This window comes from Streptomyces kryoterrae, from assembly GCF_054072135.1.
In genome coordinates, this window is sequence record NZ_CM133358.1 from 4,935,373 (window position 1) to 4,947,235 (window position 11,863).

At 70.6% G+C, this 11,863-nt stretch carries 10 protein-coding genes and 1 pseudogene; 6 read left to right on the top strand and 5 right to left on the bottom strand.

Annotated features, from left to right (window positions below; genetic code table 11):
* Positions 1–4: 4 nt before the first annotated feature.
* The gene (locus ACW4TU_RS21390) at positions 5–388 is read right to left on the bottom strand and encodes an ArsR/SmtB family transcription factor (RefSeq protein ID WP_457429768.1); all 384 of its coding nucleotides are present in this window, start codon (positions 386–388) and stop codon (positions 5–7) included.
* A gap of 244 nt (positions 389–632) precedes the next feature.
* On the opposite strand from ACW4TU_RS21390, the gene ACW4TU_RS21395 reads away from it, so the two are divergent.
* Together ACW4TU_RS21395 and ACW4TU_RS21400 are read left to right on the top strand one after the other, a co-directional pair.
* Positions 633–1,112, top strand: coding sequence for an ArsI/CadI family heavy metal resistance metalloenzyme (locus tag ACW4TU_RS21395; protein ID WP_457429770.1), 480 nt, complete (start codon positions 633–635; stop codon positions 1,110–1,112).
* A gap of 355 nt (positions 1,113–1,467) precedes the next feature.
* A complete protein-coding gene (locus tag ACW4TU_RS21400) occupies positions 1,468–2,340 on the top strand; it encodes a calcium-binding protein (protein ID WP_457429772.1) in 873 nt (290 codons plus the stop codon).
* A gap of 54 nt (positions 2,341–2,394) precedes the next feature.
* Here the strand turns inward: ACW4TU_RS21400 and ACW4TU_RS21405 are convergent, their stop codons facing one another.
* On the bottom strand, positions 2,395–5,358 hold the full coding sequence (locus ACW4TU_RS21405; protein WP_457429774.1) for a SpoIIE family protein phosphatase: 2,964 nt from the start codon (positions 5,356–5,358) through the stop codon (positions 2,395–2,397).
* Between the two features lie 247 nt (positions 5,359–5,605).
* Here ACW4TU_RS21405 and rutA point away from each other — a divergent pair, with 247 nt between their 5' ends.
* The 3 genes from rutA to ACW4TU_RS21420 are packed head-to-tail and all read left to right on the top strand — an operon-like array spanning position 5,606 to position 8,211.
* Positions 5,606–6,688, top strand: coding sequence for a pyrimidine utilization protein A (gene rutA, locus ACW4TU_RS21410; RefSeq protein ID WP_457429776.1), 1,083 nt, complete (start codon positions 5,606–5,608; stop codon positions 6,686–6,688).
* Complete coding sequence (locus ACW4TU_RS21415; RefSeq protein WP_457429778.1) at positions 6,685–7,347, top strand: isochorismatase family protein; 663 nt, start codon at positions 6,685–6,687, stop codon at positions 7,345–7,347. Before rutA ends, ACW4TU_RS21415 begins: the two co-directional genes overlap by 4 nt.
* Positions 7,348–7,362: 15 nt before the next feature.
* On the top strand, positions 7,363–8,211 hold the full coding sequence (locus tag ACW4TU_RS21420) for an ATP-grasp domain-containing protein (protein WP_457429779.1): 849 nt from the start codon (positions 7,363–7,365) through the stop codon (positions 8,209–8,211).
* 118 nt (positions 8,212–8,329) lie between these two features.
* Here ACW4TU_RS21420 and ACW4TU_RS21425 read toward each other — a convergent pair whose 3' ends face one another.
* Positions 8,330–8,560 (bottom strand): hypothetical protein, encoded by a 231-nt coding sequence (locus ACW4TU_RS21425; RefSeq protein WP_457429780.1) that lies wholly within the window; start codon positions 8,558–8,560, stop codon positions 8,330–8,332.
* 64 nt (positions 8,561–8,624) lie between these two features.
* Entirely contained in the window at positions 8,625–9,080 is a 456-nt protein-coding gene (locus tag ACW4TU_RS21430) for a DUF5707 domain-containing protein (protein ID WP_457429781.1), read from the bottom strand.
* 241 nt (positions 9,081–9,321) lie between these two features.
* On the opposite strand from ACW4TU_RS21430, the pseudogene ACW4TU_RS21435 reads away from it, so the two are divergent.
* Positions 9,322–9,679 (top strand): annotated as a pseudogene (locus ACW4TU_RS21435) (hypothetical protein); the annotation flags it as partial.
* Between the two features lie 117 nt (positions 9,680–9,796).
* Here the strand turns inward: ACW4TU_RS21435 and ACW4TU_RS21440 are convergent.
* Positions 9,797–11,812 (bottom strand): beta-galactosidase, encoded by a 2,016-nt coding sequence (locus ACW4TU_RS21440; RefSeq protein ID WP_457429782.1) that lies wholly within the window; start codon positions 11,810–11,812, stop codon positions 9,797–9,799.
* Between the last annotated feature and the right edge of the window lie 51 nt (positions 11,813–11,863).

The window sequence follows — 11,863 nt, forward strand, 5'->3', positions numbered from 1 at the left end:
GCGCTCAGGCGCCGGTCGAGGTGGTCGCCAGCAGCTTGCCCATCGCGGCCAGCACCGACGGCTCGACCCGGTAGTACACCCACGTACCGCGCCGCTCGGAGGTGAGCAGACCGGCCTCCCTGAGCTTCTTCAGGTGGTGGGAGACCGTCGGCTGGGAGACGCCGACGTCGGAGATGTCGCAGACACACGCCTCGCCGCCCTCGTGCGAGGCCACGGCGGAGAAGAGCCGCAGCCGCACCGGGTCGCCGAGCGCCTTGAACATCCGCGCGGCCGTCTCGGCCTCGTCGGCGGTGAACGGGCGCTCGCTCAGCGGCGGGCAGCACGGCGCCGCGGCCTCTCCGGAGGCGAGGGCGGGATCGAGCAGCGGCAACACCTTCGCATTCGACATGCATCTATGTTGACATACATCGAATCAGTGGCGGGAGGGGCCCGCGACAGGCCGGCCGATGTCCGTCCACTGATTCGATGAGTGTCTATGTTGACGTTCATCGATACAAGTGGGAGGCTGGCAGCGCAGGGGATCGACAGACATCGAAGCAAGGGCAAGCCCGTGGCCTCGTCCAGCACCGGCGCGCCCGCCGCCGAGCGGTCCGGCGGCTGCTGAACTCCCCGCCCAACCAAGGAGGTTCGCCATGACGTCCCGCGTACAGCTCGCCCTTCGTGTGCCCGATCTCGCCGCATCCGTGGCCTTCTACACGAAGCTCTTCGGTACCGAGCCCGCCAAGCTCCGCGACGGCTACGCCAACTTCGCCGTCGCCGAACCCCCGCTCAAGCTGGTCCTCCTCGAGGGCAGCGCGGACGAGGCAACACGCATGGACCACCTGGGAGTCGAGGTCGAGAGCACCGAGGCCGTCCACGCCGCCACCGCCCGCCTGGGCGAGTCCGGTCTGGCCACCGAGGTGGAGAACGACACGACCTGTTGCTACGCCCTCCAGGACAAGGTCTGGGTCCACGGCCCCGGCCAGGAACCCTGGGAGGTCTATGTCGTCAAGGCCGACGCCGGCTCGCTGGCCAAGCAGCAGGGCAGCACCTGCTGCGCCGGCCCGGTCGAGCCCGGTTCCGGTTCCGGTTCCGGCTCGAAGGAACCGTCCGTCGCGGGCGGTTGCTGCTGATCCGCCGCTCACCGACCGCCACACCAGCGGGGCCGTGACCGGCGTGGGGGACCGGTCACGGTTCGCGCGGCCCTCACGACCTGGCCGGATAGCCGAACGGCCGGATAGGTGACAGTCACCGGTACGTACCACTGGACGCGACGCGGTACGTACCGGCCAGAACAGGACGTACGCGGTGGAGGGTCACGAAGCCCGGGCGGACCAGGCCCCGGGCCACGCCGGCTCGCTCGGCCCCCTCTTCCCGAGGGTCGAACGGCGATGCGGGTTCGCTTCGGAGCACAACCTCAGCCCCGGGTCCGCTGTCTAACGGGTGTTCAGAACCCACGGCACCACTCCCGCGAAGGGGCTGCTCGGCATGCGTACACACAGAAGGATCGCCACCGCCACCACCACCGCACTCACCCTCACCCTCGCCCTGGGCGCCGCCGCGCTCACCGCCCCCGCCGCCCAGGCGGCCACGCCGAACGCGGGCTCGCTGCACCACACCGCCGACGAGCTCTGGTACAACGGCGCCGCCGGCCAGGCCAACCGGCTGACGGTCTCGATGACGGTGGAGATCCGTGAGAACGAGTTCGACGCCTACTACATCCTCACCTTCCGGGACCGCGCCCCCATCGCCATCGACAAGAGCGCGGCGGACAACGACGAGTGCGTGTACCCGTCGGCGACCGACCACACGGTCGCCCGCTGCGCGGTCGGCATCCCGGTGGGCTCCGACGACTCCGACATCTACGACGTCGATCTGGGCGACGGCAACGACACCGCGACGATCGCCGCCGACAACACCGCGTACGCCACGATCTACGGCGGCAAGGGCAACGACGTTCTGCGGGGCACCAGTTGGGACGTGCTCTACGGCCAGGACGGCAGTGACCAGCTCAACGGCGGGGGCGGAGTCTGGGGCCTCGGAGCGTACGGCGGCGCCGGGAACGACGTCCTCACCGGCTGCTCGACCGCGTGCCACGGCGGCGCGGGGAACGACTCGCTCACCGGCGGTGCGGACGGGGACGGGGACGAGAACGCGCTGTACGGCGACGCCGGCAACGACGTCCTGCACGGAAAGTCCGGCGCCGACCTCCTCTACGGCGGCAAGGGCAACGACCGTCTCTACGGCGACGCCGGCAACGACACCCTCTACGGCAACAGCGGCAACGACATCCTGCACGGCGGCCCCGGCAGCGACACCCTCTCGGGCGGCCCGGGAACGGACAAGGTCTACCAGAACTAGGCTCTACCGCAGCGCCGTGGGCGCGACCAGCGCCCACCGGCCCGCGGTGAAGGCCTAGTTCAGGTCCCCGAGCCCTCGCAACTCCGGAAGGTCATCGAACTCCCCGGAGTTCAGAAACATCAACTCCAGCGCGTCATCAGGCGCTTCACCCTGCCCGCCCGCCGGAGGCTGGAGCGCCTGCTCCGTCCAGATGCACTTGCCGGTCGGCGTGTAACGCGTCCCCCACCGCTGGGACAGCGCGGTGATCAGTTGCAGCCCCCGGCCACCCTCGTCCGTCTCCGTCGCCCGGCGGATACGGGGCATCGTCAGGCTGCCGTCGAAGACCTCACAGATCAGCTCGGCGCCGTGCAGCAGCCGGAGTTGGACGGGACCCTTGGCGTGCCGTACGACGTTGCCGACCAGCTCGCTGGCCAGGAGCTCCGTGGTGGGCGTGAGGTCGTCCAGGCCCCAGGCGGAGAGCTGTTCGCGGACATGGCGACGGGCCTGGCCTGCCGCCCTCGGGTCCTCGGGCAGCGGCCAGGAGGCGACCCGGTCGCCGGTCAGGGCGTGCAGACGGGCGATGAGGAGAGCCGCGTCGTCCGCGTTCGGCTGCTCGGCGGGGAGCAGTCCCGCGGTGAGCGTGTCGCAGAGTCCTTCGAGGTCCCCTTCCGTACCGGCCTCGTACGCTCCCCTTAACAGACGGGCCAGTTGGCCCATGCCCTCGTCGATCTCCCGCTTCGACGACTCGACCAGACCGTCCGTGTACAGCACCAGCAGGCTGCCCTCGGGGACCTTCAACTCGACGGTCTCGAAGGGCGGTTCGGCCGCGCCGAGGGGCGGGTCGGCGGTGAGGGCCGGGAAGTACACCGTGCCGTCGGGGTGGACGACCGCCGGCGGGGGATGGCCTGCGCGGGTGATGGAACAGGTCTGGGTGATGGAGTCGTAGAGGGCGTACAGGCAGGTGACGTACGACTCCTCACCCATGTTGCCGACGATGTCGTTGAGGTGGCTCATGATCTCGTCGGGGGGCAGTTCGAGGTCGGCGAGGGTGTGGACGGCGGTGCGCAGCCGGCCCATGGTGGCCGCCTGGGGCAGACCGTGGCCCATGACGTCACCGACGACGAGGGCGACCTGGCCGCCGGAGAGCGGGATGATGTCGTACCAGTCGCCGCCGACGTCCACGCCCTGGGCGGCCGGGAGGTAGCGGGCGGCGGCCGTGCAGGCCGGCAGGTCGGGCAACTCGCTCGGCAGCAGGGCGCGTTGGAGTTCGCGGGAGCGGCTGCGCTCGTCGTCGTAGAGGCGGGCCCGGGCCAGGGCCTGGGCGACGAGGGCGCTGATCGTGGTGAGGAGGGTGCGTTCCTCGTCGGTGAAACCACGCGGGCGGTCGAAGCTGACCGAACAGACGCCGAAGGTGTTGCCCGAGGCGGTCAGCGGCAGGAACGCCCAGGCGTGTTTGCCGCTGCTCCGGGGCAGGTCGGCCAGCGCGGGATAGTGGGCGGTGAACTCCGCCGCGGACGAGTAGAAGGCGGGTGTCTCGGTGGCGATCACGTCACAGCTGGGGAAGCCGGGCGTCAGCGGGGCGTCGCTGATCAGGTCGAGGAAGCCGTCCTCGTAGCCGATGGCTCCGACGGTGCACAGGCGGTCGTCCTCGATGGTCTGGACGATGAGGCCGGCGGCGGCGAACGGCGGCAGTACGCGCCGGGCGACCGCGTCGACGACGTCCCGCGAGGTCGTCGCCTTGGCGAGCGCGGCGGTCAACTCCGCGATACGGGCGGCGCGTTCGGACGCGTCGAACTCCGCGGCCCGCCGTTCCTCCTCGTGCCGCCGCTTCTCGGTGACGTCCTGGAGGTAGAGGGTGCGGCCGTCGGGGCCCGGGACCAGTCGCAGGTGGTGGCGGCGACCGGTGCCGGGCACGCGTATGTCGAAGCCGACCGACTTGTCCTCGGCGGCGGCCTTCCGGCAGCGCCTCTCCAGGTCGGGCAGTTCCCGCACGGTCGGCAGGTCCCACAGGACCTGCCCGAACAGCTCCGCCTCGGAGAGACCGAGGGTGCGTTCGGCCTCCAGGTTGGCGAAGGTGATCCGCCAGGTGTCGTCGACCGCGAGGAACCCGTCGCTCATGTGCCGCAGGGCGCGGCTGAGCGTGTCCCGGGCGGTCCGTGACTCGTTGCTGTCCCAGCCCATGCCGATCAGCCGCAGGGGCTCGCCGTGCTCGTCGTACGTCGCCCGGCCGCGCGCCTGGTGCCAGCCGTACGTCCCGTCCAGGCCTCGCACGCGGTACTCGGCCTCGAACACCGAGTGGCCGCGGATCGCCTGGTCGACGAGGGCGAGGGTCGGTCCGAGGTCGTCGGGGTGGACGCAGCGCATCCAGTTCTCGACGCGGGCGGTGTACTCCTCGGGGCGGGTGCCGTACAGCTCCATCGCGGCTTCGTCCCAGATCAGTTCACCGCTCGCGATGTGCCAGTCCCACGACCCGACGCGGACCTCCTTCAGCGCCTGGCGGAGCCGGTCACCGCTCATCTCCGAGTGCACGGGACCGGCCGGCAACGGCGCCTGGACCATGCGTTCCTCCGCCCAGGCGACGACGGCCCGCAGGAACCGCCAGTGGGCGGACGTCGGTTCACGGCCCTCACCGGTGATGACCGTGAGGGCGCCGATGCTGCGGTCACGGCGGATGACGGGCACAGCGGCGAGTCCGCTGCCCGGGATGGGCGCGCTGGACGGGCAGATGGGGATCGTGGGGTCGGCGCGGTCGGCCGCCACCCCGGGTATCCACACCCCACGGCCGTCGTGACTGTCCTCGTGCAGGGCACGGGCGGGGGCCAGCGGGCCCTCCTGGTCGATGATCTCCCAGGGGCCGGTGAGAGCCGTGGGCAGACCGGTGGCCGACACCAGCCGCAGGGCCGACATGGGGCCCCGGAGGTGGATCGTTCCCCCGAGCGCTCCCAGCTCCGCCACCGCGTGCTGGAGGGCCAGCCGGAAGACCTCGCTCTCCGCGACACCGGGGTCCACCGAGCCGAGCAGTGCCAGCCGTGCGTTCATACTTGAAGTTTTACCGTTCGAATGGCGTCTCAAGCAGGACTTTGCAGGAATCTCACGTTCACCTCCGGCCACCTTCACCGGCTCACAGGGACATCAACAACCGTTCTCTCGGCGCAGGTTGTGTGACATTCCACCGTCATAGGGACCAAGTAGCCTCCCGTTGAAGGACAGTTGAGATTTGAACGTAACTGACTGTCGAGGACTTCACATCTGAGGATCCGTCCAGAGGATCTCGCCAAGGAGCGGCATGGACATCGGCGTTTTCATCCCCATCGGCAACAACGGCTGGCTGATCTCGAAGAGCGCACCCCAGTACCTGCCGAGCTTCGACCTCAACAAGGCCATCGTGCAGAAGGCGGAGGCCCACGGCCTGGACTTCGCCCTCTCCATGATCAAGCTGAAGGGCTTCGGCGGCGAGACGGAGTTCTGGGACCACAACCTGGAGTCGTTCACGCTGATGGCGGGCCTGGCGGCGGTCACCGACCGCATCAAGCTCTACGCCTCGACACCGATCCTGGCCCTGCCCCCGGCGATCGTCGCGCGCATGGCGGTCACGGTCGACTCGATCGCCCCGGGCCGGTTCGGCATCAACATCGTGACGGGCTGGGCCCCCGGCGAGTACTCCCAGATGGGCCTGTGGCCCGGCGACGACCACTTCGGCAACCGCTACGCGCGAGCCGTCGAGTACGTCACCGTGATGAAGGACCTGTGGCGCGACGGCGTCAGCAACTTCAAGGGCGAGTTCTACGAGATGGACGACTGCGTCCTCTCCCCGCGCCCGGCGGACGGGCACATCGACATCGTCGCGGCCGGTCAGAGCGGCACCGGCATGAAGTTCGCCGCCGAGCACGCGGAGTACAACTTCATCCTGGGCAGCGGCGTCAACACCCCGACGGCGCTGGCGGGCAGCACGGCGACGCTGGTGGAGGAGGCGGAGCGAACGGGCCGGGACGTGGGAGCCCTCTCGCTCTTCATGATCATCGCGGCCGAGACGGACGAGGCGGCCCAGGCCACGTGGCAGGACTACCACGACAACGCCGACCACGCGGCCCTGGCGTACATGGCGGGCGAGACGGCCACGGACACGACGTCCACGGGAACGTCGACGGCGCGGACGATCGCGCTGCCCGAGGGCGCGGTCAACTTCAACATGGGGACGCTGGTCGGCTCGTACGAGAGCGTGGCGAGGATGCTCGACGAGGTCGCCGAGGTGGCGGGCACGAAGGGCATCATGCTGGTCTTCGACGACTTCCTGGAGGGCCTGGAGAACTTCGGTACGCGCATCCAGCCGCTGATGAAGTCCCGCGCGGGGAGGGGGAGTTCGGCGTGACTCCGGTTCCGGGAACCGGTGGGGCGGGCGCCGCGGAGGACGACTACCGACGCGCCGGTCTCGGTGGCCGGCTGACCCCCGGCACCGCCCCCGCCCTGCTCCTCGTGGACCCGGCCCGGGCGTACGTCGATCCGGCCTGCCCCCTCTACGCGGGGGCGGGCGCGGAGGGCGCCGCCGAGGCGATGAGGGGGCTGCTGGCCGTCGCCCGCCGGGCCGGGATCCCGGTGATCGTGACGCGCGTACTGCTGCGCCCCGACGGCAGTGACGGAGGCGTCTTCTACCGCAAGGTGCCGAGCCTGCGGGCGTTCGTGGCGGGCAGTCCGTACGCCGACTTCATCGACGGACTGGCGCCGAGGGAAACGGAGTTGACGGTGACGAAGCAGTATCCGAGCGCCTTCTTCGGCACCGCCCTGTCCACGTACCTCACCTCCCACCGCATCGACACCCTTCTCATCGCCGGCCTGACGACCAGCGGCTGCGTACGCGCGACGGCGCTCGACGCCATGCAGCACGGGTTCGTCCCGGTGGTGGTCGAGGAGGCGGTGGGCGACCGGGACGCAGGGGTGCACGCGGCGAATCTGTTCGACATCCGGCACAAGATCGGTGAGGTTTGGGGGGTGGGGCGGGTGACGGAGTACCTGTCCCGGGACGGGACCTGACACAGGGGGCGGGACATGGGAGGCGACGGAAAACCGGCTCCGGTGTTCCTGACTTCCGGTCGGCGGACCAGTACGACGGTGCTGCTCGCGGAGGCGGCGGCCGGCCGGGGGATGGAGGTGCGGTCGCTCGACGATGCGCCGGCCTTGACGGGGCTGTCCGGTTCGGGGGATCGGGCGGTGCACTGGTACGGGGGTCCGCTGACGTACGACCACCGGATCGCCGGCGCACTCGGCCTCGGGTTGCTGGAACCGTCCGACGGCTGGCTCGCCGCGCTGCCGGAGGAGTTCACGGGACGGCACGTGGAACTGACGACGCTCGCGGAGGCGTGGCGGACCAGGCGCCCGGTGTTCGCCAAGCCGCCGAGCGCCAAGTCGTTCCCGGCGGGGGTGTATGCGGACGGTTCGCGGCTTCCCCGTACGGGCCGTCCGGGGGAGGACGTGGGCCCGGACACGCCGGTGCTGGTGTCGGACATCGTCACGTTCGCCGTCGAGTACCGCCTGTTCGTGCTCGACGGGCGGGTGGTGACCGGCAGCCGGTACGCGGTGTACGGGCGCCTCGATCCGGCGCCGCTGGACGGGGACGGGCGGGAGTCGGAGGTCCTCCGGTTCGCGGACCAACTCCTCACCGTCGAGGGGGATTCCCTGCCGAGCGCGGTCGTCGTCGACGTCGACCTGGTCCGGGATCCCGACCGGGGCGGGTGTGAGCAGTGGGCGGTGGTGGAGGCCAACATGCCCTGGTTCTCGCACAGTTACGCGGCGCGGGTGGAGAGCGTACTCGACGTCGTACTGCGAGCGGCCGGGCCTCGGCGGCTGGTCGGCCGGAGGGACGAGGGGTTTCTCAGGGCGACGCCAGGGGCTCGGTGAGTCAGTGGGTTCCCGAAGGGGTCGGGGTCCTGGACACGTAGGGCGGGCTCGGGGTCGGCGAGCAGGACCTCGCTCATGCGCCCATCTTCCCTCCGCCCAGGTCACCTTCGTCGGTCGATCACTCGATGTGTCCGGTCCCGGGGTCGACCTGCGAGAGGAACTCCCGGATGGACTCCTCGAGTTCAGCCCTGTCGGCCTGCACCGGAGGGTGGGTGCTGAACCCGAAGCCGTACCCGGGGTCGGGGCCGGTCAGCCAGGTGAAATGGTAGGTGCCGGGGCTGTTGTCCGGCTGGCTGACCTCGAACTCCTCGCCGTCGACCGACATCCGCCACGGCTCGTTCACCGACATCACTTCCCGCTTTCCTCGGCCCCTGAGACGCGAGCGCACGCGCCACGCCCACTTGCCCATCGGATCATGCGACGGTGAAGTCGGCGGCCTTGGTGACCAGCTTCGTCTCGCCGTCCTTCGCGGTGGCCAGGACGGCGACGTGCCACACACCCCGTTCGGACGTCTCGACGTCGGCGCGGGTGACGGGGATCGTGTAGGTGCAGCGCACCGTGTCCCCACCGGACGGCTTGCACACGGCCGACTCCACGGAAGCCATGTCCTTGGCGGTCAGCCCCTGCTTGGCGAAGAAGGACGAACTCGCCGGCCACGCCAGGACCTTCACGCCCTTTACCCCGGAGGACGCCGTGACGTCGGTGGTGAAGGTCAACGAGCCGTCGCGGTCGCCGACGGGGGCCGCGAACCGGGCGGCGCCGTGCGCCACCGACAGAGGCTGCTCCCCGGCGTAGGCCAGGGCGAAGGCTCCGGCACCACCGAGGACGACAACACCGGCGGCAACGGCCAGAACGATACGACGCGCCATCAGAAATTCCCCTAACAGGATCAGCTGGATGAGATCACCGGCGCTCTTGTCCGCGCCGTTGCCCCAATCCTGGCCGCGCGGCAGGCGCCGGGTATGCGCGCACGTACTCAACTCCGGTCTGAGTAGGAGCTGTTCGGCAGTGAGGACGAAGGCGCGAGGGTGGCCGTCGCGGCTGCGTCCGACTCACTCGGCCATGACCGCCCCCGGCCGTCAATCCTCTCGGGAGCCGGAACCCAGGACTCTGGCGGTGAAGTTCGCCAACTGGGTGCGCATCCTCTCCCGCGGCACCCCCAGCCGCACCGCCGCGCGGCTGACAGCGGCCGGCCATCGCGTCAAGGCCGCCAAGCCGTCACGCCACCCCGGCCCTCAGTGCGGACGGCACGGGCAGCGCGCAGCCGGTCGCCTTCGGCTGGTACGAGCCCGCCACCCACGCCGCCGCTCTCGACGGAGTCGACCGCGTCCACCTCGTACCGCCCCTCGGCGACTCCGATCCGGCCGCGGTCATGCCGCCGTTCCTGCGGCGGGCCCGCACCGCCGGCGTGCTCCGCGCGGTGCTCCTGAGCTCCTCGGCCATCCCCGAGGGCGGGCCCGGCGGTGGGAATGGTGCAGCAGGGCCTGCAACCCTGCCCCCTGGTCAACGATCCAGGAGGGCAGCGTATGAGCCACCTGACACCTCATCAAGAGGGCATGGGCGCAACCCCGTTGGAGCGTCCGAACTAGGGACGCGGCTCCCGTACGACCGCCACCCCGCCCGGCGCGACCCGCACCGAGCCGCCCGCCAACGCTTCCCCGGTGAGGAGTTCGGTCGCCCCCGCCGCCACCGCGACCTCGGCGCCCTTCCCGGCGTGGTCGATGAGGAACAGGAAGTCCGCGTCGGCACCCCGCCGCACCACAGCCTCCACTCCCGCCGGAGTCGCCCGCACCCCCTCGACACCCGCCTCCGCGCACATACGGGCGAGCAGCGCACCCAGCGTCGACGCGTCCGGCCGGGTCGCCAGGTACCAACCCTCGCCCGCGCCGACCGAGTTGCGCGTCACCGCCGGGATCCCGGCCAACGGACCGTCCGTGTACGACAGCACCGCCTCCGCCCCCGCACCCTCCAGCCGAAGCCGCTCCGACCAGAGGGTTCCCGTGCCGTCACCGTCGCCGAGCCCGACCGACTCCCCCGGCAGCAGGGGAAACAGCTCGTCCGCCCGCACCCCGAGGACCTCTCGGAACGCGCCCGGGTAACCTCCGAGCCGTACATGGCAGTTGGCGTCCACGGCACCGCTGTGGAACCCGACGGCCAGCGTGCCCCCGCGCTCCGCGAAGCCGGTGAGGTTCGCCGCGCCCGCGTCGTCGACCAGGTACAGGCTCGGGACCAGCACCAGCCGGTATCCGTCGAGTTCCGCGTCCGGCCGTACGAAGTCCACCGCGACGCCCGACCGCCACAGCGGCTCGTACCAGTCCCGTACGAGATCCTGGAAGCGGAGTTCGCCGTTCGGCTGGGAGGGGAGTTCCAGGGCCCAACGGGCGTCCCAGTCCCAGACGATGGCCACCGAAGCCGTGCCCGTGCTGCCGCGCACCTCGGCCAACGCCCGCAGATCCGCGCCCAGTTGGACCACGTCCCGCCAGATCTGGCTGTCCGTGCCGGCGTGCGGAAGCATCGCCGAGTGCCACTGCTCCGCGCCCGCCTTCGCGGCCCGCCACTGGAAGTACGCGATGCCGTCCGCGCCGTGGGCGACATGGGAGAGGGCATTGCGGCGCAACTCCCCTGCCGTCTTGGCCCTGTTGACCGGCTGCCAGTTCACCGCGCCCGTGGAGTGCTCCATCAGGAACCAGGGACCGCCCGCGAGCGACCGCATCAGATCGCCGCTCAGCGCGATGTCGATCTCCGACTCGGGGTCGGTCGAGCGCAGGTAGTGGTCGTTCGCGACGACGTCCAGCTCCGGGGCCCAGCGCCAGTAGTCCAGGGCGTCGAAGTTGTACATCACCATGAAGTTGGTGGTGGCCGGCAGGGCGGGGGCCGCCGCCCTCAGCACGTCCCTCTCCGCCTTGTACAGCGCCAGCAGTTCGTCGGAGCAGAAGCGGCGCCAGTCCAGCTGGTGGGTGGGGTTGGGGACCGCGCCGGTCGCGCGGGGCGGGATGATCTCGTCCCAGTCGTAGTACCACTGGCTCCAGAAGGTGGTGCCCCAGGCGTGGTTCAGCGCCGCCAGGTCGTCCCCGTACCGTGCCCGCAGCCAGCGGCGGAAGGACTCCGCGCTCTCGTCGCAGTAGCAGGCGGGGTTGTGGCAGCCGTACTCGTTGTGGACGTGCCACATCGCGACCGCCGGGTGGCCGGCGTACCGCTCCGCCAGCGCGCCCGCGATCCGCAGCGCGGCCTCCCGGTAGGCGGGGCTCGACGGACAAAACGTCTGCCGGCTACCGTACGACAGCCGGCGCCCGTCCTTGTCCACCGGGAGCGCCTCGGGGTGGGCGCGGAAGAACCAGGCGGGCGGCGCCGCCGTCGGGGTCGCGAGGTCGGCGGCGATGCCGTTCTCGTGGAGCAGGTCGAGGAGACGGTCCATGCGGCCGAAGTCGTGGACGCCCTCGGCCGGTTCGAGCAGCGCCCAGGAGAAGATGCCGACGCTCACCATGGTGACCCCGGCCTCGCGCATCAGCCGCATGTCCTCGGCCCAGACCTCCTCGGGCCACTGCTCGGGGTTGTAGTCGCCCCCGTACGCGATACCGGGGACAGCGAGTTCGCGCTTCATCGGTCGGCATTCCTGTTCTTGTTCTTGTTCTTGTTCTTGTGAGGCTCTTTG

What these genes read in the sequence shown, in the direction of transcription:
- ACW4TU_RS21395 (WP_457429770.1), top strand. Translation starts at nt 633, where the DNA reads ATGACGTCCCGCGTACAGCTCGCCCTTCGTGTGCCCGATCTCGCCGCA.
- ACW4TU_RS21420 (WP_457429779.1), top strand. Translation starts at nt 7,363, where the DNA reads ATGGGAGGCGACGGAAAACCGGCTCCGGTGTTCCTGACTTCCGGTCGG.
- ACW4TU_RS21405 (WP_457429774.1), bottom strand. Translation starts at nt 5,358, where the DNA reads ATGAACGCACGGCTGGCACTGCTCGGCTCGGTGGACCCCGGTGTCGCG.
- ACW4TU_RS21390 (WP_457429768.1), bottom strand. Translation starts at nt 388, where the DNA reads ATGTCGAATGCGAAGGTGTTGCCGCTGCTCGATCCCGCCCTCGCCTCC.
- ACW4TU_RS21430 (WP_457429781.1), bottom strand. Translation starts at nt 9,080, where the DNA reads ATGGCGCGTCGTATCGTTCTGGCCGTTGCCGCCGGTGTTGTCGTCCTC.
- ACW4TU_RS21440 (WP_457429782.1), bottom strand. Translation starts at nt 11,812, where the DNA reads ATGAAGCGCGAACTCGCTGTCCCCGGTATCGCGTACGGGGGCGACTAC.
- rutA (WP_457429776.1), top strand. Translation starts at nt 5,606, where the DNA reads ATGGACATCGGCGTTTTCATCCCCATCGGCAACAACGGCTGGCTGATC.
- ACW4TU_RS21400 (WP_457429772.1), top strand. Translation starts at nt 1,468, where the DNA reads ATGCGTACACACAGAAGGATCGCCACCGCCACCACCACCGCACTCACC.
- ACW4TU_RS21425 (WP_457429780.1), bottom strand. Translation starts at nt 8,560, where the DNA reads ATGTCGGTGAACGAGCCGTGGCGGATGTCGGTCGACGGCGAGGAGTTC.